The sequence below is a fragment of the Citrobacter sp. HN-141 genome (assembly GCF_033341895.1).
Lineage (GTDB): Bacteria > Pseudomonadota > Gammaproteobacteria > Enterobacterales > Enterobacteriaceae > Citrobacter.
Map to the genome: position 1 here is coordinate 263934 of NZ_JAWPBF010000002.1, position 20010 is coordinate 283943.

Genomic DNA, 20010 nt, shown 5'->3' on the forward strand with positions numbered 1-20010 from the left:
TCCTGCGCTAATCCCCCAGCATAATCCCGAATGACGAGGTAGTGAAGCTTCATTGCACAAGAAAACAGCATCCGATGCGGGATGGGTTGCAATTACAGGGTGCAGCAGTGATAATGCGCCTGTGCGTTGGTTAACAACGTTCTCAATGGGGGCTCTGTTGGTTCTCCCGCAACGCTACTCTGTTCACCAGGTCAGGTCCGGAAGGAAGCAGCCAGGGCAGATGACGTGTGTGCCGGGATGTAGCTGGCAGGGCCCCCACCCAATTCTGCCGTTCGGCAATCTCGGTTCTTCTCATCTTCTTTTCTTTGTCATCGTATTGTCATTTTATTGTCATCAAATGCTGTCAATGTGTTTCGGGGATGTTATTTGATGCTTTTGCCGCTGCCATCGCGCTGTAACGACAGGGTCTTACATCCGGTGTGTTTTGGCTGACCACAAGGATTTTCTACGATGTCGACCGCAGTATTGAATGTCAAAATTGATGAGGCGCTAAAAGAAAAGCTGCGTCATTACGCTGAAGTGAATAATGAGAACCTAAGTATCTCGACGGAAAAATTGCTGCTTATCGCGTTTTCCGCCATTGAAGAGGCGGGAGTCTCCGCTGACGATATTGATAGCCAGCATACGGAAGAATCCGTGGTTGAAGCACTGACTCCTAAAGAAATCAAAGCGCTGCGCAGATTACTGAAGAAGAAAAAATGAAACAACAACCGCTCTCAACCGCCTGTAATTATGGCGAAGCCTGTGAATTGCTCCGTTCCGGTTACGTGAAACATGTTCGTCTGAGCTGGAATGTCGGTAGCGATGAATTTTTCCGTATTGCTTCTGACTGGTGCGATGCCGGGGCGAAAATTAAGAAAGACGGCGAGAATTTTGTGATTTCCCTGAAGGGGTTCCCGGTTCCTCCCCAGCGGTAATATTGCCGGGACATCCTCGCCCATCACGCCATTCAAGGACGAGTCCTGTGACTCGTCGCTCATATTATTTTGCGCATTTTCCCGTGACTTGCCTGTAAACGCAGGTTGTCCCAAATGGGTTGCAACGTCCGGAAGGCCGCGCGCATTGTGTCATCGGGCAGTGCGAAGGGCATGCGTAAGAAGCGATCGAAGGCGCCATCCAGGCCGAAGCGCGTCCCGGTACCTAACTGAATACCTGCACTTTCGGCGCGGGTGGCAAACAACGTCGCCAGCGTATCGGGTAATTCAACCCAGAAAGAGAGTCCCCCCTGCGGTTGAGTAAACTGCCACTCCGGGAAATGTGTCTTCATCAGGTTATGGCACAGATCGCGCCGGGTGGTGAGCAATTGCCGTCTGCCGGGAAGAAAATCGGCCGCATTGTCCAGCAACCAACCCGTGGCAAGCTGTTCAAGCACTGGTGATCCTAAATCAAATGTGTCGCGAGTCTGTACCAGCGCGGCAATGGTACGCGACGAAGCCCGAATCCATCCCAGACGCAGACCTCCCCAAAAACTTTTCCCCGCAGACCCCAGCATGATGATGGGCGCGTCATCATGGAATGCCGCCAGCGGTGGCGGTGGCGGGGCGTCATACCACAGATTGACCATGGTTTCGTCCACCACCAGTGTCGTGCGGGTTCTGGCGGAGATATCGGCGATAGCCTGGCGCGTCGCCGTATCCATACAACGTCCGGTAGGATTGTGAAAATCTGGCATCAGATAGGCCATTCTCGGCGCGGTTTGCGCAATAGTGGCAACAAGGCCCGATGTATCCCAACCGTGTTCTGGCAGCGACACGCCAACGGGGCGGCAGGATGCACCCTGAATGGCTGCTATGGCGAGCGGATAGGTAGGATGATCGACCAACACACGATCGCCGGGACCCGTGAGCAAACGCAGGATCAGCGCCAGGCCGCTGACTGCGCCATTCACCACCATTATTTCATCCGGCTGTGTGGGTAATCCGCGTTCGCAATAATGCCGGGCAATAGATTCGCGCAGCGTTGGTAATCCCTGGGGTAAATACCCTGAACTTAGCAAATGCTGTGGCATCGCGAGCAGGGCTTGCTGGTATGCATGATGAATTTCGGGCCCGGCGCTGAGCGCCGCTGTGGACAAATCCAGCGCGGTGCTGGTGCCGGTTCGCGTCGGAACATGGCGGATATGTTCCGGCAGGATCACGCGTGAACCACTTCCATGGCGGCTTTCCAGATACCCTTCTTCCCGCAGTTGCGCCATTGCGCTGGCAATCGTCGTGCGACTGACTTCAAGCACGGCGGCCAGCTCGCGTTCGCCGGGTAAGCGGGTATCCAGCGCCAGTCGACCATCCAGGATCAGCAGGCGCAGTGCCTCTGCCAACTGTCGCCAGATAGGTGTACGCGAGGGGGTCTCCTGCCAGTGCCCAAGCAGGCGCTGCAGGGACTGGCTTCCATAACGGCGAGATGACATAGCAGTCCACTTTTTGAAAACTGGACATTAATCATAGTGCCAATTGCGGTGAAGATGAAAGCTATCTGAGAGGGGAGGAGAACATTATGCTGCGTCGTTTACTTCAGCTGTATGTCGGACTGGCGCTGTACGGCGTTTCGACGGCGATGTTTGTACGTGCAGATTTAGGGGCTGACCCGTGGAACGTATTTCATCTGGGCGTGGCAAATCTATTATCGATGAATATCGGCCTGGTGATCATCGCCGTGGGGGTACTGGTCCTGCTGGCATGGATACCACTGCGCCAGCGCCCCGGATTTGGCACTCTCAGCAATGTCATTATGATTGGTTTGGCGGCAGATGCTGCGCTGGCGGTGATCCCAGGATTTGAATCGCTACTGACGCGCAGTGGACTGCTGGTGGCGGCGGTTATCTTGAATGCGCTAGCGACCAGTCTGTACATCGGTGCCGGTTTTGGAGCGGGCCCGCGTGACGGCTTGATGACCGGTATTCATGCGCGTACTGGTTGGCCTGTACGGACTATCCGGACCGCAATCGAGGTGTCGGTTTTGCTCAGCGGTTGGCTTCTTGGCGGAACCGTGGGTGTTGGAACGGTACTGTATGCGTTAGCTATTGGACCGTTAATTCAGATTTGCCTGCCGTGGTTTCGTCATCAGCCGCAGTCACGTATTCGTGTTCGGAATGAGCCTACGGCGTGATTGCCTGCTGACGACTAAACTTAACCTCGACTGACGCGGCCGGAATCGGCTTGCCGCGCAGTACACTTCGGAGGTTTATCTGATGAAGTATGTTGATGGTTTTGTTGTTGCCGTTCCTGCCGAAAACAAGGAGGCATATATCGCGATGGCGGCAAAGGCTGCACCGCTTTTCAAGGAATTCGGCGCGCTGCGCGTTGTGGAGTGTTGGGCTGATGATGTTCCCGACGGGAAGTTGACCGATTTTCGTATGGCGGTCAAAGCGCAGGATCATGAGGAAGTGGTATTCAGCTGGATTGAATACCCTTCCAAAGAAGTCCGCGATGCGGCGAACCAGAAGATGATGTCCGATCCCCGTATGAAGGAGTTTGGTGAATCTATGCCATTTGATGGCAAGCGAATGATCTACGGTGGATTCTCGCCCATTATGGAAGAGTGACGTGACTGGCTGTGCGGCGTGCCGCCAGCCATCTCAATACACGCCAGTGCCATGTTAGAGCCGTTTTTCCGCCCACAGAATAAATTCCGCCTTTGGCAGTGCTTTGCTGTACAGCCAGCCTTGACCATACTGTACGCCATGCTGACGTAGCCAGCTTTCCTGGTTCTCGGTCTCGATGCCTTCTGCCACCATTTCCAGCTTCAGCGTTTTGGCTATCTCGATAATATGTGGCGTGACGTTATTGTATTCCAGCGCATCAACAAACGATTTGTCTATCTTCAGGATGTCCACATCCAGATCCTGCAAATAACTCAGGCTGGAATAGCCTGTACCAAAATCATCAATATAAATAGGGTGGCCAGCCTGGCGGTATTTGGCGATAGACGGTGCGCTGTTTTTCGGGTCGGCAAATTCACGCTCAGTCAGTTCCAGGGCAATTTGTGCGGGTTTTAGTTGCCAGTGGTTAACCATGCGGCTTAACAGTGCCGGAAGCGTTTCGGACTTCAAATCGGCCGACTCAAGGTTGAAGGATATATGCTGTTGAGGATGTTGATGCAGCCATTTACCCAGATCCTCGAAGACGTTTTCAATAATCAAATGTGTGAGAGGTTCTGTCAGGCCGGTCTCTTCGGCCAGGGGGATAAAAATATCGGGTGAGAGATAGCTACCGTCAGCTTGTCGCCAGCGGGCCAGTGCTTCTGCACCCACGACCTTTCCCGTTTTGAGCGAAATAATGGGCTGGTAATGGACCTTGATAGCCCGGTTCTGAATGGCGTCTTGCAATTGGTGATGGGGGGACTGCAAGCGGCGCAAAATACGCAGAATAAAGAAGGCGGTGAGCAGGCCAATAATAATCCCTGCCGGGAGCCAGATAAGCGCCTGTCGGTGCCAGGATTTTTGCAAAGGTAATGTCGACGCCCAGCTGACGATCGTGATACCCAGTTCGGGGAAAGGGCGAGAATTATAAATACTGCCCTCTTTTTGAAAATGGCTGATAGAACTGTCTTTTCGCAGTTGATGCAACACGTCCAAGGGGAGATCGGCACTACTGGCCACCACGACGTTGCTTACTGTACCCACAATGGCGACTTCGATAGGCCATGAACCAAATGGGATAACATCAATGAACGATCCCGGATCGATCATCACCACATAATGTTCGCTGCCAAGCGCCGCCATAAAACGTTGTATTCCGAGGTCGTTTTGCGAGGTTAACCAGGCGCGATAGCCATCAGGTGTCATTTTCATTGGCGGCGGAAACGCAGCAGCCTGGCTCCTTTTCTCAAGGGAGGAACATTGTGGAACATTGTCTTTGAGGTACATCACTTCCTGAATATAACGGTAGCTGTAGGACAACCGGCGCATTTCCAGCAAATGTTCCTCTGAGCAGGGCACCCCCTGGAAGGCTTCTATTTTGCGTAGCGCTTTTTTGGCCTGCTCGCCAACGCGTTCCGTACGCAAAGCGACCCGGCTGGAAAATGAATCAAGCTCATCTATAAATTTCGTTTCGACCTGACGATGTGCCAGCCACAGGCTTAAACACACCGGTACGAGGATAGACAGAACCAGTATTCCCGCTACCAGGCCAATCAGATGTCGTGTTGTCACAGTGATATCCTTATTAACACAGCGTAGAGAAAGTATATCCGAAAGCTAAAAAAGCAATTCGATTGGCATCATATATTTAAGGCCATTTATCACTCCGATAAATTACCCATAGCATAAATCAGGTTGAGATCTGTACGGGAGTGGTGTATTTTGATGGATATGTTATAACGTAACAAATTGAGGTTACCATGAAACCGGATATCCATCCTTTTTATCGCCCAGTGGTGTTTCACGATACCAGTGCCAATGAATACTTTAAGGTCGGTTCGACGATCAAAACCGAACGAGAGATTGAGTTCGAGGGACAAATCTACCCGTACGTAACGCTTGATATCTCGTCTAAGTCACATCCGTACTACACCGGTAAACAAAAAACCTTCGATAACGAAGGCAGCGCGGCGCGTTTCCAGAAACGTTTCGGCCACTTTATTGGCACTAAGCGAGGTTAAGATGCAGGTACTCAATTCACTTCGCAGCGCCAAACAGCGGCACCCTGACTGCCAGATAGTCAAACGCAAAGGGCGTTTGTACGTCATCTGCAAAACGAATCCGCGGTTTAAAGCGGTACAGGGCCGTAAAAAAAGACGTTAGTCACTTTGCCAGCATTACAGGGACTGAAGTGCGTTCCCCTCGGGGGACGCACTTTTTTTGTTTGTGGCAGGGCGTGATTACTGACTGGCCTGCGCGCGGGTGAGTGTGAAGACATCATAAAATGACAGTTCGCCTTTCCGCGTTATCATTTTTTGCAGTTGGGCCTTATGCTCACTGTCGACGTGGGGAGAGTGCAGGATAGTGTCGATGAGCGAGGGGGGCACAAAGCGCGTGTTGTACCATTCACCGTTATAGCAGACTCTGAAATCCAGTACGTCAATGTCTTCAAAGCGGTAACGCGGCGCAACATCAAAAAAGAAAAAGGCATTGAGTAAGGCGAACAGTACAACCAACAGCCATACCGAATCGACCAGCGTTTCTGATTGCAGCATTACCGCCAGCGTGGCAAAAAACGCAACATACATGCCGATAAATAGCCCTGGATGTTTACGAATAAAGCTGATGCTAAAGCGCGGTTTGTTGTCGCGCTTTTCGCGAATATTTAAGTCGTCGATGGTTTCGGTAAGCAGGCGTTGTATTTCTGTCATCTCTTGCCTTCGTGAAATCTGCAATAGTCAGGAGGGATCGGCCCATTTTAAAAGGGGATACTGTCTGAGAAAAGTAACAGATTAACCACAATTTAGCATAACAGTTACATATCAGATCACAGTGTTTTGATGATCCGTGCCGGATTGCCTCCGACGACGGTGTTTGCCGGAACGCTTTTAGTCACCACTGCACCTGACGCCACAACCACGTTGTCGCCCAGTGTTACACCCGGATTAATGACTGCTCGCCCTCCGATCCAGACATTATTCCCGATAGTTACAGGTTTCCCTAGTTCAACCCCACTGTTGCGTTCGTTAGCGTCCAGTGGATGAGTTGCCGTATAGATATGGACTCCCGGTGCCAGCATACAGTTATCACCGATGTGGATTGGGCAGACATCAAGCATGACGCAGTCGAAGTTGGCGTAAAACGCTTTGCCGAGATAAATGTTATACCCGTAGTCGCAACGAAAAGAGGGCTCAATGTAAGCGTCTTCGCTTTGACCCAACAGATCGCGCAAGATAGCCTGACGTTCACTCTGCGCATCGGGTGCGGTGGCATTGTATCGGTGGACGAGTTGACGTGCGCGGAGACGGTCGTTGCGCAACGTTTCATCTGCCGGGCGATACAATTCGCCGGCGATCATCTTTTTCTTCTCTTCACTCATTACGAACTTTCCCGTTTACTGGTAGGCAGTCACAGTACAGTAAAACGCAATGCAGGGAAGGGGAACGTTCCCGTTTTCTCGCTGTGATCGCAATCACGTGATTTGAATTAAATAATGGTTGTTGGTACGGGAAATGGTCAGTCAGACAAACAAATGTTTCGCGATACCTGACTTAACCTCATGAGCAATTAACGAATAAATTTCCAAACAGATGTTGGGATCTTGTCGTAGAGCTTATTCATGGTCAATTCAGCAAGACGATGATCGGCGGCTGAGTAAAATACAGCCAGTTCATTGTCAGATAATTCATATTTATTTTTCTCAATAACACGTTCAAGCGTGTCAATTGTTTGACAGCGTCGCAGGCGCATCAAATAATCTGTTTTAGTTAATGGTTTATCGGACATAACTCTTACCTATGATTGTAATAATTTTTAACAAGACAAACTGACAGGATTAGCCCTGGTTGCATTGACAAAACAGCGAAACAGTCGATTACCTGACTTCCGCCATTTCTGCAGATCCTGCGTATTAATACCATAACTACTGAACAACATAAAAGTGTCATCCAGGTATTCATCAATCTGCGCGATCAGCTTATTGTCCTCATTGTACTTAATTTTATAATTAAGTGCGAAGGTTGCAATATGCTCTATCAGTTCATTGAGCTGCAAGCTGGTTGCAGAGGTAGGGTCATTTACCCAACCATGGTTGCTTTGTTCAAGGTTTGCAAGACAGTCATGATACAGGGTTTCACAGAGAAATTTAAGCTGCGCGATATCATGTCTTTTCGGTGAGTATTCATCCATAACGCATCCCCTTCTTAGTGGTTTAGACTAACCGAACACCTTTCGGGATGGATACAACAAACGACCTGGAACTTGCCCGCGACTCCTGATGATTTAACTATAATCTACTCTAAAAAAGATTTCATCGTCATATCACGAAAAATTACAATTATGTAAAATTATGATGCAGTCCCATTTTTACATTTTAACAGATGAATGCCGGTATTCGAAATGGAACAACTTCGTTATTCTCGGCCAATCATCACGTTATCTTGTTTAGGTTTAGCAACGAAAGGTGACAACCGACTCTGTGAACGAAAACCAGGAATAGTCTTAATGTTTATTTAGGTAAATAAGGGTTCGTGACGTTTTTTAAGAATAGCCTCTAAGCTCATAAGGATTATATCGCTTATTTAAACCAGAGAAAATAAACGAAATCGCAATAAGCGCTTTTTATGATTTTTTTCCAGAAAAAAGGCCGCTTGCGCGGCCTTATCTTTAGGAATGTATCAATGATGCTCAACTGAGTGGCTATGTTCAACATCTTCGTTCTTGCGGCTAAAGCGGCGGCGGACCACCACAAAGAACACCGGAACAAAGAAGATAGCCAATACGGTTGCTGTGACCATCCCGCCCATTACGCCAGTACCGACGGCGTTCTGCGCGCCACTACCAGCACCGGAGCTGATAACCAGCGGCATTACGCCGAGGATAAAGGCTAACGATGTCATCAGAATCGGACGTAAACGCATACGAACCGCGTCCAGCGTCGCTTCTACCAGGCCTTTACCTTCTTTATCCATCAAGTCTTTGGCGAATTCGACGATCAATATCGCGTTCTTCGCCGACAACCCAATGGTTGTGAGCAGGCCCACCTGGAAGTAAACGTCGTTGGTCAAACCGCGGAACGTTGCCGCCAGCAGCGCACCGATAACCCCCAGTGGGACGACCAGCATAACGGAGAACGGAATTGACCAGCTCTCGTACAATGCCGCCAGGCACAGGAAGACGACGATCAGTGAAATCGCATACAGGGCAGGAGCCTGGTTACCGGACAGTCGTTCCTGGTAGGACATGCCCGTCCAGTCATAGCCAATACCGGATGGCAGTTTGCTGGCCAGTTGCTCCATCATTGCCATCGCTTCACCGGTACTTTTACCCGGTGCGGCCTGGCCCAGGATTTCCATGGATGGCAGACCATTGTAGCGTTCCAGACGCGGTGAACCATATTCCCAACGTGAGGAAGAGAACGCAGAGAACGGCACCATTTGTCCATCGCTACCGCGGACATACCAGTTTCCAATATCTTCCGGCAACATACGGTATTTGGCTTCAGACATGACGTAAACTTTCTTCACACGACCACGGTCGATGAAGTCGTTCACGTAGCTTCCGCCCCATGCTGCGCCCAGTGTTGTATTAATGTCACTAATGGAAACACCCAGAGCCTGCGCTTTTTCCTGATCGATATCGATCTTGAATTGCGGAGTATCTTCCAGACCGTTAGGACGTACGCCCACCAATAGATCAGGATGTTTCGCGACTTCACCAAACAGTTGGTTACGCGCCTGAGTCAATTTTTCATGGCCCAGACCGGCCTGGTCAATCAACTGGAAGTCGAATCCCGTCGCGGTGCCCAGTTCTACGATTGCTGGCAGGTTAAAGGCGAATACCATGGCGTCTTTAATCTGCGAGAACGCCCCCATCGCACGCTGAGTAATCGCTTCTACCTTGTTCTCTTCACCTGGACGTTCACTCCAGTCTTTCAGAGAGACGAATGCGATACCGGTGTTCTGACCACGACCAGCAAAGCCGAAGCCGTTAACCGCAAATACCGATTCAACGTTCGCTTTTTCTTTGGTCAGGTAGTAATCCGTCACTTCATCCAGCACTTTCTGGGTACGCTCTTGCGTTGCACCCGCTGGCAGCTGAGCCATGGTCAGGAATACACCCTGGTCTTCATCTGGCAGGAAGGAGCTTGGCAGGCGCACAAACAGATAGGCCATGCCGACGACGATGATCAGATACAGCGCCAGGTAACGACCGGTGCTGCGCAGAATACCGCCTACGCTATCGGTGTAGTGGTGCGTGCTCTTATCGAACATGCGGTTGAACCAACCGAAGAAACCCGTTTTGCCTTCGCCATGATCGCCTTTAGCAATCGGTTTAAGCATGGTTGCACACAGGGCAGGGGTCAGAATCAACGCCACCAGCACAGACAACGCCATTGCGGAAACAATGGTGATGGAGAACTGACGGTAAATCGCACCGGTAGACCCCCCGAAGAAGGCCATTGGGATAAATACCGCTGACAGTACCATCGCGATACCCACCAATGCGCCCTGAATCTGGCCCATTGATTTACGCGTTGCTTCTTTCGGTGGTAGCCCTTCTTCGGCCATGACACGTTCAACGTTCTCGACCACCACGATGGCATCATCCACCAACAGGCCGATGGCGAGCACCATCCCGAACATCGTTAGCGTGTTTATCGAGAAGCCGAAAATCGCCAGCACAGCAAAAGTACCCAATAAGACGACCGGGACGGCGATGGTCGGAATCAACGTCGCACGGAAGTTCTGCAGGAACAGATACATAACCAGGAACACGAGGATGATTGCTTCCGCCAGCGTCTTCACAACTTCGTGAATAGAGATTTTCACGAACGGTGTTGTGTCATACGGATAAACAATTTTCAGGCCTGATGGGAAGAACGGTTCCATCTTCACCAGTTCAGCACGGATAGCCGCTGCGGTATCCAGGGCGTTCGCACCGGTAGCCAGTTTGATACCCAGACCAGACGCAGGCTTGCCGTTGAACTTCGCAATGATGTCGTAGTTTTCACCACCCAGTTCAATCTTCGCTACATCGCGCAGACGAACCTGGGAGCCATCCTGGTTCACTTTCAGCAGAATTTTGCCGAATTCGTCGGTGGAGGTCAGACGCGTCTGAGCAATGATAGAGGCGTTCAGTTGCTGGCCTTTCACGGGTGGCGTACCACCAAGCTGGCCGGCTGCAACCTGGGCGTTCTGTGCTTTAATCGCGGAAATCACATCTACCGGCGTAAGCTGGTATTTGTTCAGTTCGGTTGGGTCCATCCAGATACGCATCGCGTACTGTGAACCGAACAGCTGCACGTCACCGACGCCTGAAGTACGGCTGATGGTGTCTTTCATGTTAGCGGCGACGTAATCCGAGATATCTTCCTGCGTCATGGTTCCATCGGTGTTGATAACACCAACAACCATCAGGAAGCTGCTGGATGACTTCTCAACGCTAACCCCTTGCTGCTGTACTTCCTGAGGCAGCAACGGCATGGCCAGTTGCAGTTTGTTCTGCACCTGTACCTGCGCGATATCTGCATCAGTACCGGACTGGAAGGTTAAGGTGATCTGCACGGTACCCGTGGAGTCACTGTTTGAGGACATGTACATCAGGTTATCGATACCGTTCATATTCTGTTCGATAACCTGCGTAACAGTATCCTGTACTGTTTTGGCATCAGCGCCAGGGTAGGTCGCGGAGATCGTCACTGCCGGAGGTGCAATAGTAGGATATTGCGCTACCGGCAATTTGAGGATCGCGAGCCCCCCTGCCAACATGATGATAATGGCGATCACCCACGCAAATATGGGGCGATCGATAAAGAAATTAGGCATGTCTTAACGGCTCCTGTTTAAGTTAAGACTTGGACTGTTCAGGCTGGCTACCGCTTGCGGCTGGCTGGTTATTATCCGCGGTGACTTCCTGCGCTTTAACCTGAGCGCCAGGACGAACTTTCTGCAGCCCACTTACAATCACACGGTCGCCCGGCTTAAGTCCTTCAGTGACTAACCATTTGTCGCCAATTGCTTGTGCTGCCACAATTTGACGCGTTTCAACTTTGTCATCAGCACCGATAACCAATGCACTGGCATCGCCACGCGGTGTACGGGTAACGCCTTGCTGTGGAACCAGTAACGCCGTTGGGTTTGTCCCTTCTTCCAGACGCGCACGGACGAACATGCCCGGCAGTAAGGTGTGATCCGGGTTCGGGAAGATTGCGCGTAACGTAATTGACCCAGTGGTTTGATCAACCGTCACATCCGAAAACTCCAGCGTACCGGACTGCGGGAATTTAATACCGTCGCTGGTCACCAGTTCGACTTTCGCTTTACCGTTCTCTTGTTTCAGCGTGCCATTGGCCAACTCTTGTTTCAGGCGCAGGAAATCGTTACTTGACTGCGTCACATCGACATAGATGGGATCCAACTGCTGAACGGTCGCCAGTGCGGTCGCCTGACCGTTTTGCACCAGTGCGCCTTCCGTAACGGATGATTTACCAATGCGGCCGCTGATTGGCGACGTGACTTTGGTATAGGCCAGATTGATACGTGCGGTTTCTACCGCGGCTTTCGCAGCGACAACAGCAGCGTTCGCCTGTTGTGCATCTGCCTGCGCGCTATCGTAGTCCTGTTGACTGATGTACTTCGTACCTAACAGTTTCTGATAACGTTTAACCGTCAGTTGAGCGATATTTGCCGCTGCTTGTGCTTTGGCCAGATCGCCTTTTGCACTTTCGTACGCGGCCTGGTAAGTAGCAGGATCAATCTGATAGAGAGACACACCCGCTTCAATGTCGCCGCCTTCGGTAAAGTTACGCTTCAGGATAATACCGCTGACCTGAGGGCGAACTTCCGCAATGCGAAAAGCACTGGTGCGACCTGGGAGTTCAGTTGTGATCTGTAGAGGTTCAGTTTTGAGCGTCACAACTCCAACTTCTGGCATCTGCTGGCCCCCTTGTTGGGCCTGTTTGTCGTCACATCCTGTTAGCGCTAAGCTGCCTGAGAGCATCAGAACGACTGCCAGAGGCGTTAACCCTCTGTTTTTGTTCATATGTAAACCTCGAGTGTCCGATTTCAAATTGATCAATGGCTTAAAGCCCATAAACCCATTGCTGCGTTTATATTATCGTCGTGCTATGGTACATACATTCACAAATGTATGTAAATCTAACGCCTGTAAATTCACTGACATATGGCACGAAAAACCAAACAACAAGCACAGGAAACACGGCAGCACATTCTGGATGTTGCCCTGCGTTTGTTTTCGCAGCAAGGGGTATCATCCACCTCGCTTGCGGAGATCGCAAAAGCCGCTGGTGTAACTCGCGGTGCTATCTATTGGCATTTCAAAAACAAGTCGGATTTATTCAGTGAAATCTGGGAGCTAGCAAAACCTAACATTGATGAGTTAGAAACTGAGTATCAGGCAAAATTCCCCGACGATCCACTATCAGTATTAAGAGAAATATTAGTTTACGTTCTTGAAGCGACTGTGACTGAAGAACGCCGACGTTTATTGATGGAGATTATATTCCACAAATGCGAATTTGTCGGGGAAATAGCAACAGTTCAACTGGTTCAACGCAGCCTGTGTCTTGAAAACTATGATCGAATCGAACAAACGCTGCGACACTGTATGGCTGCAAACATGTTGCCGGAGAATCTGAATACGCGCCGTGTGGCAGTGCTACTGCGGAGTTATATCTCCGGGATCATTGAGAACTGGTTATTTGCGCCCGAATCGTTTGATTTGCGAAAAGAGGCGCGCGAATACGTTGCGGTGCTACTGGAGATGTGTCTGCTTTGTCCGACACTGCGTGTGAAGGTCGCAGAGGCGAGCTAACTTTCGGACCTAATACCAGGAATTCTCCTGGAGGGTTTCCCTCCTGCTATTCTGTCCGTCACAGCCGTGATATTCTTGCCGCTTGACTATTTTCGGTCACTTTTCCGGTTCAGAAACGTTCATTCTCATGACTATGTTGCAGCTCTATAAACGTTCACAGCATCTTATTGCTATAAGCATTCTTTTCTTTATTCTACTGCTGTCCAGCCAGTCATCAGCATTTGCGCGGGCGCAACAGAATGGTGAACTGCCGACAAAAGCGGATATTCAGAGCCAGTTGGATACGCTGAATAAACAAAAAGATCTTTCCGCGCAGGACAAACTGGTTCAGCAGGATCTCATCGATACTATCGCCACACTGGATAAAATAGATCGCGTAAAAGATGAGACCGTACAGCTTCGTCAGAAAGTGGCTCAGGCGCCGGAGAAAATGCGCCAGGCAACGGATGCGTTGAATTCACTCAGCGATGTCGATAATGACGATGAAACGCGAAAAACGCTGAGCACGCTCTCTCTGCGCCAGCTTGAATCTCGTGTCGCCCAGGTGCTGGACGATCTGCAAAGCGCGCAAAACGACCTTGCAGCCTACAACAGTCAGTTGGTTTCGCTGCAAACGCAGCCAGAGCGTGTGCAAAATGCGATGTACACCGCATCACAGCAAATGCAGCAAATCCGTAATCGCCTGGATGGGACTAATGTGGGTGAGGCGGCATTACGCCCCAGCCAACAGGTGTTGCTGCAGGCGCAGCAAGCGTTGCTGAGCGCGCAGATCGATCAACAGCGTAAGAGTCTGGAAGGCAACACTGTTTTGCAGGATACCTTGCAGAAACAGCGTGATTATGTAACGGCGAATACGAATCGTCTTGAACATCAGCTTCAGTTGCTGCAGGAAGCGGTGAACAGCAAACGTCTGACGCTAACCGAAAAGACGGCGCAGGAAGCGGTAACACCAGACGAAGCGGCGCGTATCCAGACCAACCCGCTAGTTAAACAAGAACTTGATATTAACCATCAGCTCAGTCAGCGTCTGATATCTGCCACCGAAAACGGCAACGCGCTGATGCAGCAAAACATTAAAGTCAAAAACTGGCTTGATCGTGCGCTGCAATCCGAACGCAATATTAAAGAACAAATCGCCGTGCTGAAAGGCAGCCTGCTGTTGTCACGTATTCTGTACCAGCAGCAGCAAACGCTGCCGTCGGCAGATGAACTTGCCGATATGACCAACCGTATTGCCGACTTACGTCTGGAGCAATTTGAGGTCAACCAGCAGCGTGATGCGCTATTCCAGAATGATGCGTTTGTCGCCAAACTAGAAGAAGGGCACAGCAATGAAGTGAATGGCGAAGTCCATGATGCCCTGCTGCAGGTTGTGGATATGCGTCGTGAACTGTTGGACCAGCTGAATAAGCAGTTGGGTAACCAATTGATGATGGCCATTAACCTGCAAATTAATCAGCAGCAGTTAATGAGCGTATCGAAAAACCTGAAAGGGATCCTCACGCAGCAAATCTTCTGGGTAAACAGTAACCGCCCGATGGACTGGGACTGGATCAAGGCGTTTCCGCAAACGCTTAAAGACCAGTTTAAGTCGATGAAAATTACCGTGAACTGGGAAAAAGCCTGGCCGGCGGTATTCATTGCGTTCCTGGCCGGTCTGCCGTTGCTGCTTATTGCCGGGCTCATCCGCTGGCGCCTGAAATGGCTGAAAGAGTATCAGGCAAAACTCGCCGCTGCGGTGGGTAACCTGCGTAATGACAGCCAGCTTAATACGCCAAAAGCGATACTGATTGATTTGATCAGAGCCTTACCCGCATGTCTGATAATTCTCGCCGTAGGCTTGATCCTGCTGACGATGCAATTAAACGTCAGCGATCTGCTGTGGGAATTCAGTAAGAAGATGACCGTTTTCTGGCTGGTGTTTGGTCTGTGCTGGAAGGTACTGGAAAAAGATGGCGTGGCGATACGTCATTTTGGCATGCCAGCGAAACAGACCAGCCACTGGCGTCGCCAGATTGTGCGTATTAGCCTTGCGCTGTTGCCGCTTAATTTCTGGTCGGTTATTGCTGAACTGTCGCCGCTTAATCTGATGGACGATGTATTAGGGCAAGTCGTTATTTTCTTCAACCTGCTGCTGATCGCCTTCCTGGTGTGGCCAATGTGCCGTGAAAGCTGGCGTGACAAAGAGTCGCACGGTCTGCGTCTGGTCACTATCACCGTACTGTCTATTATCCCGGTTGCGTTGATGGTGCTGACGGCGACCGGTTATTTCTATACCACGCTGCGCCTGTCCGGTCGTTGGATTGAAACGGTTTATCTGGTTATTGTCTGGAACCTGCTATACCAGACGGTGCTGCGTGGGTTGAGCGTGGCGGCACGCCGCATTGCATGGCGGCGTGCGTTAGCACGTCGTCAGAATCTGGTAAAAGAAGGGGCCGAAGGCGCAGAACCGCAGGAAGAACCGACCATCGCGCTGGAGCAGGTAAACCAGCAAACGCTGCGTATTACGATGCTGTTGATGGTGGCTCTGTTTGGTGTTCTGTTCTGGGCAATTTGGTCCGATCTGATCACCGTGTTTAGTTATCTCGACAGCATTACGCTTTGGCATTACAACGGTACTGAAGCGGGAGCAGCGGTGGTGAAAGATGTCACCATGGGCAGTTTGCTGTTTGCCATTATTGCCTCGATGGTGGCGTGGGCGTTGATCCGCAACTTACCCGGTCTGCTCGAAGTGCTGGTGCTGTCGCGACTCAAAATGCGCCAGGGCGCATCGTATGCCATCACCACGATCCTCAATTACGCGATTATCGCTATCGGGGCAATGACAGTCTTCGGATCGCTCGGCGTATCGTGGGACAAACTCCAGTGGCTGGCAGCGGCCCTGTCGGTTGGTCTGGGCTTTGGCTTACAGGAAATCTTCGGTAACTTCGTCTCGGGCCTGATTATTCTGTTTGAACGTCCGGTACGTATTGGCGATACGGTTACCATTGGTACGTTCTCCGGTACGGTCAGCAAGATCCGTATTCGTGCCACAACGATTACCGACTTCGATCGTAAAGAGGTCATTATCCCGAATAAGGCGTTTGTGACGGAGCGTCTGATCAACTGGTCACTGTCCGATACCACCACACGTTTGGTTATTCGTATTGGTGTGGCTTATGGTTCAGATCTGGATAAAGTGAAGAAAGTGCTGCTGCAGGCGGCAACAGAACATCCGAAAGTGATGCACGATCCGGAACCCGCAGTGTTCTTTACGGCTTTCGGCGCCAGCACGCTGGATCATGAACTGCGTTTATACGTTCGCGAACTGCGGGATCGCAGCCACACGGTTGATGAACTGAACCGCGCGGTTGATCGTTTATGTCGTGAAAACAATATTGATATCGCCTTTAACCAACTCGAAGTGCACCTGCATAATGCCAAAGGCGACACAGTGACAGAGGTTAAGCGTGACATCATCAAAGGCGACGATCCGACGCCTTCAGTAGGTTAAGTTGCAATCAGGGCGGCAAATATGCCGCCCTGATTGCATTTAGTGCGTCAGCGCGACCAGTTCTTCCTGCGTCAGGCCCGTAAGGTGCGTAATCAGATCCGGTTCCAGGCCGCGGGCGAGCATTTTTTGTGCGATATTACGCGCTTCAACCTGCCGACCTTCTTCTAACCCTTTTTTCAGACCTTGCTGCATGCCTTCTGCTCTACCTTTTTCTTCCAACCATTCGGCAATTGTCATCAGCTGTTCCTTGTACTGTGGCGCACTCTGCGCCAGTTGGCGGACAAGTACGCCGGGTTCCGTGGTATTTCCTGCTTTAAGCATGTAATTAATCAAAACGTCGATTTGATATTCTGTCAGATGCTCTTGCGTTAAGAGCGTAATAAGTTGATCCAATAATTCGCTTAGATCCCGTCGACGAATATGTTTTTGCAGGAGTTCCAGCATCGCTACCCGTTGATGCTGCAGGATCTGATTATCTGGCATTACGGTCAGGTCTACCAGTGCAAATTCATTGCCATAAAGCGCTTGCGTAAGCTTTGGCTCGCTAAACAGGTGATGCCAGTTAAGGGTATAGGGCCACGGACTTTCCATGCCATGGTAAAACAGGGCAGGGACAACCAGAGGTAACGTTTTATGCCCGGCGTTAAGGTGATGCTGCATGGCGGCAATAGCGTAGCGCATCAGGCGAAAGGCCATGAATTTATCGGGTTTGCTCTGATGTTCAATCAGCGCGTAAACGTAGCCGGGTCCATGTTTTGTTTGTAGGGAATAGAGGATATCTGAATAGCAGGTGCGTAAATCGTCCTCAATAAAGCTGCCTGATTCCAGCGTTAATGTCGCCATATCGCATATATTGAGAAATGCTTCAGGCAAATGGATTTGCAAAAAATCTCGGGCGACCTCTTTTTGCGTCAGCATTTGCCGAAAGACCGCATCGTGCGGTGTGGTGGGGAGTCGTTCCATGATCGGTCCGTTATCGTCGTGATGTTGCGACGACTCTGACACCGAAGCCAATGGCAGACCAGAGGGCAATTAATCAGTTTGCGAGGTGTCTTCCGCAGTTTTAAGCTTGTTTTCATAATCACGCATAACGATCTCCAGCGCGCGTAGCACTGTGCGCGCTGGTAGCTGATTCTCCTCAAGTAAAACAATCAAATCGACGGCCAGTTTGACGTCGTCCGGGGCGTTTTCAAGGGACATAAATTCTCCGGTGATTAGCGGGTTAAACGTGCCAGCACGTTTTCAATTCTTGCCAGCGCATGACGGCAGCGTGCCAGTCGTGCTTCGAACGCCTCGACTTCTCGGTGCAGCTTTTGTTGCTCCTCAAAACCCGAGGCCTGAGCTAATCGCTCTTTACGGTCACGTGTCATCTCAACCAGACGCCGTTCAAATTCCTGATGCTGAACGCGTTTACGTTGCCAGCGAGCAAGACCCGGCGAGGCGCTGTCCCACTCGCGGAGCGACCAGGTGGCGGATTCGCGTGAAATCGCCTCTAACTGTGAGGCAAGGTGTTCCGCAAGCCAGGTGATTTGTGGGAGTTGTTGCTGCTCAACGGCGCGACGTAGGGCAGTAAGATTCTCGTCAGCTTCATCCAGGCAGGACTGCAGCAACGTGCTGCGCGTGTGAAACAGATGCCTGTCAAAGCGGGCGCTAAGCGTTGTGTGATGCGCCAGCGGAGCACAACGCTGTCGCAGGCGGTTAAGCTGGTTTTCGAGCGTCTGTAACAGCATGGCGGTTTTCACAACAACACTCCGATGAAAATGAGAACCGTTATGCTAAAGTAGCGATTCTCTGTGTTAAGTACTCATATTATGCAACGTATTATTCTAATCATCATTGGCTGGATAGCGGTAGTGTTAGGAACGTTGGGCGTTGTATTGCCTCTGTTGCCTACTACGCCATTCATCCTGCTGGCCGCCTGGTGTTTTGCCCGCTCATCGCCGCGTTTTCACGACTGGTTGCTATACCGTTCGTGGTTCGGCGGGTATTTGCGCCACTGGCAAAAACACCGTGCGATGCCACCGGGGGCAAAACCGCGCGCCATTTTGTTGATCCTGGTGACGTTTGGCATTTCGCTCTGGCTGGTTAATATGATGTGGGTGCGCGGCCTGCTGCTGGTTATTCTCGCCTGTTTACTGATTTTTATGTGGCGGATCCCGGTGATTGATGAAAAACAACAAAAGCAGTAAAGCGCAATAATCGCTGTTGCAATTGTCTCTCACAGCCAGTAAATTCGACCGTTTTCGAGCACAGGCGCAGGTGGTCAAAGGTTAAGCAAGTGTAACCTTGACTCTTATATAGACACAAAATCATTCAAGATACGTCGAGGATGAAGTGTATAGTGCGCCGTGAAGTAATACTGTATTAATCAGGCACAAACTTATGACCGCGACTGCACAGCAGCTTGAGTTTCTCAAAAATAGCATCAAAAGCATCCACGACTACCCGAAACCGGGCATTCTTTTCCGTGATGTCACCAGTTTGCTGGAAGACCCGAAAGCGTACGCGCTCAGCATCGAATTGTTGGTTGAGCGTTACAAAAATGCGGGTATCACTAAAGTAGTCGGCACTGAAGCGCGTGGCTTCCTGTTTGGCGCACCGGTCGCGTTGGGTCTGGGCGTCGGGTTCGTTCCCGTGCGTAAACCGCGTAAGCTTCCGCGTGAAGTCATTGCTGAGAGCTATGAGCTGGAATACGGCACCGATCAGCTGGAAATCCACGTTGATGCCATCAAACCGGGCGATAAAGTTCTGGTCGTCGACGATCTGCTGGCAACCGGCGGCACGATTGAAGCGACCGTGAAGCTGATCCGCCGTCTGGGTGGTGAAGTCACTGATGCCGCTTTTATCATTAACCTGTTTGATCTGGGCGGCGAACAGCGTCTGGAAAAACAGGGGCTGACCTGTTATAGCCTGGTTCCATTCCCGGGCCACTAATTTAGGGCTATCTTTTTTGCCATTTTGGCCCCGGTCAGTGCTCGAAATCCTTACGTACTGCGTGTACGCTCCGGTTTCTGTGCGCTGCCCGAAACCAAACTGACTGCAACGATAACGCCCGAATATAACGTGTCAACCTCGCCGTCGCTGCGAGGTTGTGTTAGCATTACCCCCT

21 protein-coding genes and 1 other RNA gene are annotated in these 20010 nt (G+C 50.8%); 11 read left to right on the plus strand and 11 right to left on the minus strand.

The window, feature by feature from the left end:
• Window positions 1–155 precede the first annotated feature (155 nt).
• The 3 genes from ffs (at window position 156) to RYZ59_RS04170 (ending at window position 917) form a co-directional block, all read left to right on the plus strand.
• Window positions 156–252: signal recognition particle sRNA small type (gene ffs, locus RYZ59_RS04160), an RNA gene on the plus strand.
• 198 nt (window positions 253–450) lie between these two features.
• Entirely contained in the window at window positions 451–702 is a 252-nt protein-coding gene (locus RYZ59_RS04165) for a hypothetical protein (RefSeq protein ID WP_048212417.1), read from the plus strand.
• Window positions 699–917, plus strand: coding sequence for a hypothetical protein (locus tag RYZ59_RS04170; protein ID WP_005125184.1), 219 nt, complete (start codon window positions 699–701; stop codon window positions 915–917). The genes RYZ59_RS04165 and RYZ59_RS04170 overlap by 4 nt, the downstream gene beginning before the upstream one ends.
• A gap of 59 nt (window positions 918–976) precedes the next feature.
• On the opposite strand, the gene RYZ59_RS04175 is transcribed toward RYZ59_RS04170, so the two are convergent.
• The gene (locus tag RYZ59_RS04175) at window positions 977–2404 is read right to left on the minus strand and encodes a PLP-dependent aminotransferase family protein (protein WP_318044802.1); all 1428 of its coding nucleotides are present in this window, start codon (window positions 2402–2404) and stop codon (window positions 977–979) included.
• Window positions 2405–2490: 86 nt separating this feature from the next.
• On the opposite strand from RYZ59_RS04175, the gene RYZ59_RS04180 reads away from it, so the two are divergent.
• Window positions 2491–3102: a hypothetical protein gene (locus RYZ59_RS04180; RefSeq protein ID WP_318044801.1), complete on the plus strand. Its 612-nt coding sequence runs from the start codon at window positions 2491–2493 to the stop codon at window positions 3100–3102.
• Between the two features lie 82 nt (window positions 3103–3184).
• Window positions 3185–3538: a DUF1428 domain-containing protein gene (locus RYZ59_RS04185; RefSeq protein WP_061067436.1), complete on the plus strand. Its 354-nt coding sequence runs from the start codon at window positions 3185–3187 to the stop codon at window positions 3536–3538.
• 54 nt (window positions 3539–3592) lie between these two features.
• Here RYZ59_RS04185 and RYZ59_RS04190 read toward each other — a convergent pair whose 3' ends face one another.
• The gene (locus RYZ59_RS04190; protein WP_318044796.1) at window positions 3593–5146 is read right to left on the minus strand and encodes an EAL domain-containing protein; all 1554 of its coding nucleotides are present in this window, start codon (window positions 5144–5146) and stop codon (window positions 3593–3595) included.
• 188 nt (window positions 5147–5334) lie between these two features.
• On the opposite strand from RYZ59_RS04190, the gene RYZ59_RS04195 reads away from it, so the two are divergent.
• Window positions 5335–5595 (plus strand): type B 50S ribosomal protein L31, encoded by a 261-nt coding sequence (locus RYZ59_RS04195; RefSeq protein ID WP_202039288.1) that lies wholly within the window; start codon window positions 5335–5337, stop codon window positions 5593–5595.
• A 1-nt stretch (window position 5596) separates the two neighbouring features.
• Window positions 5597–5737: a type B 50S ribosomal protein L36 gene (gene ykgO, locus RYZ59_RS04200; RefSeq protein WP_005125190.1), complete on the plus strand. Its 141-nt coding sequence runs from the start codon at window positions 5597–5599 to the stop codon at window positions 5735–5737.
• Between the two features lie 77 nt (window positions 5738–5814).
• On the opposite strand, the gene RYZ59_RS04205 is transcribed toward ykgO, so the two are convergent.
• The 6 genes from RYZ59_RS04205 to acrA form a co-directional block, all read right to left on the minus strand.
• Window positions 5815–6285 carry a YlaC family protein gene (locus RYZ59_RS04205; protein ID WP_318044793.1) on the minus strand — a complete coding sequence of 157 codons (471 nt, stop codon included), beginning with the start codon at window positions 6283–6285 and terminating at the stop codon, window positions 5815–5817.
• A 116-nt stretch (window positions 6286–6401) separates the two neighbouring features.
• The gene (gene maa / locus RYZ59_RS04210) at window positions 6402–6953 is read right to left on the minus strand and encodes a maltose O-acetyltransferase (RefSeq protein ID WP_318044790.1); all 552 of its coding nucleotides are present in this window, start codon (window positions 6951–6953) and stop codon (window positions 6402–6404) included.
• A gap of 188 nt (window positions 6954–7141) precedes the next feature.
• Window positions 7142–7360 (minus strand): HHA domain-containing protein, encoded by a 219-nt coding sequence (locus tag RYZ59_RS04215; protein WP_002892050.1) that lies wholly within the window; start codon window positions 7358–7360, stop codon window positions 7142–7144.
• A 27-nt stretch (window positions 7361–7387) separates the two neighbouring features.
• Window positions 7388–7762, minus strand: a complete 375-nt coding sequence (gene tomB / locus RYZ59_RS04220; RefSeq protein ID WP_003021733.1) for an Hha toxicity modulator TomB — start codon at window positions 7760–7762, stop codon at window positions 7388–7390.
• 488 nt (window positions 7763–8250) lie between these two features.
• Window positions 8251–11400, minus strand: coding sequence for an efflux RND transporter permease AcrB (gene acrB, locus RYZ59_RS04225; protein WP_137384610.1), 3150 nt, complete (start codon window positions 11398–11400; stop codon window positions 8251–8253).
• Between the two features lie 22 nt (window positions 11401–11422).
• Window positions 11423–12616 (minus strand): multidrug efflux RND transporter periplasmic adaptor subunit AcrA, encoded by a 1194-nt coding sequence (gene acrA / locus RYZ59_RS04230; protein ID WP_048212410.1) that lies wholly within the window; start codon window positions 12614–12616, stop codon window positions 11423–11425.
• Window positions 12617–12757: 141 nt separating this feature from the next.
• Between acrA and acrR the strand changes: the two genes are divergently transcribed.
• A complete protein-coding gene (gene acrR / locus RYZ59_RS04235; protein WP_318044784.1) occupies window positions 12758–13408 on the plus strand; it encodes a multidrug efflux transporter transcriptional repressor AcrR in 651 nt (216 codons plus the stop codon).
• Between the two features lie 127 nt (window positions 13409–13535).
• Window positions 13536–16901, plus strand: coding sequence for a mechanosensitive channel MscK (gene mscK, locus RYZ59_RS04240; RefSeq protein ID WP_318044781.1), 3366 nt, complete (start codon window positions 13536–13538; stop codon window positions 16899–16901).
• A gap of 39 nt (window positions 16902–16940) precedes the next feature.
• Here the strand turns inward: mscK and RYZ59_RS04245 are convergent, their stop codons facing one another.
• The 3 genes from RYZ59_RS04245 to priC form a co-directional block, all read right to left on the minus strand.
• Window positions 16941–17864: an Rpn family recombination-promoting nuclease/putative transposase gene (locus RYZ59_RS04245; RefSeq protein ID WP_318044779.1), complete on the minus strand. Its 924-nt coding sequence runs from the start codon at window positions 17862–17864 to the stop codon at window positions 16941–16943.
• Between the two features lie 69 nt (window positions 17865–17933).
• Window positions 17934–18101 carry a pleiotropic regulatory protein RsmS gene (gene rsmS, locus RYZ59_RS04250; RefSeq protein WP_318044777.1) on the minus strand — a complete coding sequence of 56 codons (168 nt, stop codon included), beginning with the start codon at window positions 18099–18101 and terminating at the stop codon, window positions 17934–17936.
• Window positions 18102–18115: 14 nt separating this feature from the next.
• Window positions 18116–18643: a primosomal replication protein N'' gene (gene priC, locus RYZ59_RS04255; RefSeq protein WP_318044775.1), complete on the minus strand. Its 528-nt coding sequence runs from the start codon at window positions 18641–18643 to the stop codon at window positions 18116–18118.
• Between the two features lie 69 nt (window positions 18644–18712).
• Between priC and RYZ59_RS04260 the strand changes: the two genes are divergently transcribed.
• The gene (locus RYZ59_RS04260) at window positions 18713–19090 is read left to right on the plus strand and encodes a DUF454 family protein (protein ID WP_008783969.1); all 378 of its coding nucleotides are present in this window, start codon (window positions 18713–18715) and stop codon (window positions 19088–19090) included.
• A 193-nt stretch (window positions 19091–19283) separates the two neighbouring features.
• Window positions 19284–19835 carry an adenine phosphoribosyltransferase gene (gene apt / locus RYZ59_RS04265; RefSeq protein WP_006685676.1) on the plus strand — a complete coding sequence of 184 codons (552 nt, stop codon included), beginning with the start codon at window positions 19284–19286 and terminating at the stop codon, window positions 19833–19835.
• Window positions 19836–20010 lie beyond the last annotated feature (175 nt).

What these genes read in the sequence shown, in the direction of transcription:
- RYZ59_RS04205 (WP_318044793.1), bottom strand. Translation starts at nt 6,285, where the DNA reads ATGACAGAAATACAACGCCTGCTTACCGAAACCATCGACGACTTAAAT.
- RYZ59_RS04260 (WP_008783969.1), top strand. Translation starts at nt 18,713, where the DNA reads ATGCAACGTATTATTCTAATCATCATTGGCTGGATAGCGGTAGTGTTA.
- RYZ59_RS04215 (WP_002892050.1), bottom strand. Translation starts at nt 7,360, where the DNA reads ATGTCCGATAAACCATTAACTAAAACAGATTATTTGATGCGCCTGCGA.
- acrB (WP_137384610.1), bottom strand. Translation starts at nt 11,400, where the DNA reads ATGCCTAATTTCTTTATCGATCGCCCCATATTTGCGTGGGTGATCGCC.
- apt (WP_006685676.1), top strand. Translation starts at nt 19,284, where the DNA reads ATGACCGCGACTGCACAGCAGCTTGAGTTTCTCAAAAATAGCATCAAA.
- RYZ59_RS04170 (WP_005125184.1), top strand. Translation starts at nt 699, where the DNA reads ATGAAACAACAACCGCTCTCAACCGCCTGTAATTATGGCGAAGCCTGT.
- ykgO (WP_005125190.1), top strand. Translation starts at nt 5,597, where the DNA reads ATGCAGGTACTCAATTCACTTCGCAGCGCCAAACAGCGGCACCCTGAC.
- acrR (WP_318044784.1), top strand. Translation starts at nt 12,758, where the DNA reads ATGGCACGAAAAACCAAACAACAAGCACAGGAAACACGGCAGCACATT.
- rsmS (WP_318044777.1), bottom strand. Translation starts at nt 18,101, where the DNA reads ATGTCCCTTGAAAACGCCCCGGACGACGTCAAACTGGCCGTCGATTTG.
- RYZ59_RS04185 (WP_061067436.1), top strand. Translation starts at nt 3,185, where the DNA reads ATGAAGTATGTTGATGGTTTTGTTGTTGCCGTTCCTGCCGAAAACAAG.
- RYZ59_RS04245 (WP_318044779.1), bottom strand. Translation starts at nt 17,864, where the DNA reads ATGGAACGACTCCCCACCACACCGCACGATGCGGTCTTTCGGCAAATG.
- RYZ59_RS04195 (WP_202039288.1), top strand. Translation starts at nt 5,335, where the DNA reads ATGAAACCGGATATCCATCCTTTTTATCGCCCAGTGGTGTTTCACGAT.
- mscK (WP_318044781.1), top strand. Translation starts at nt 13,536, where the DNA reads ATGACTATGTTGCAGCTCTATAAACGTTCACAGCATCTTATTGCTATA.
- tomB (WP_003021733.1), bottom strand. Translation starts at nt 7,762, where the DNA reads ATGGATGAATACTCACCGAAAAGACATGATATCGCGCAGCTTAAATTT.
- RYZ59_RS04165 (WP_048212417.1), top strand. Translation starts at nt 451, where the DNA reads ATGTCGACCGCAGTATTGAATGTCAAAATTGATGAGGCGCTAAAAGAA.
- acrA (WP_048212410.1), bottom strand. Translation starts at nt 12,616, where the DNA reads ATGAACAAAAACAGAGGGTTAACGCCTCTGGCAGTCGTTCTGATGCTC.
- maa (WP_318044790.1), bottom strand. Translation starts at nt 6,953, where the DNA reads ATGAGTGAAGAGAAGAAAAAGATGATCGCCGGCGAATTGTATCGCCCG.
- RYZ59_RS04180 (WP_318044801.1), top strand. Translation starts at nt 2,491, where the DNA reads ATGCTGCGTCGTTTACTTCAGCTGTATGTCGGACTGGCGCTGTACGGC.
- RYZ59_RS04175 (WP_318044802.1), bottom strand. Translation starts at nt 2,404, where the DNA reads ATGTCATCTCGCCGTTATGGAAGCCAGTCCCTGCAGCGCCTGCTTGGG.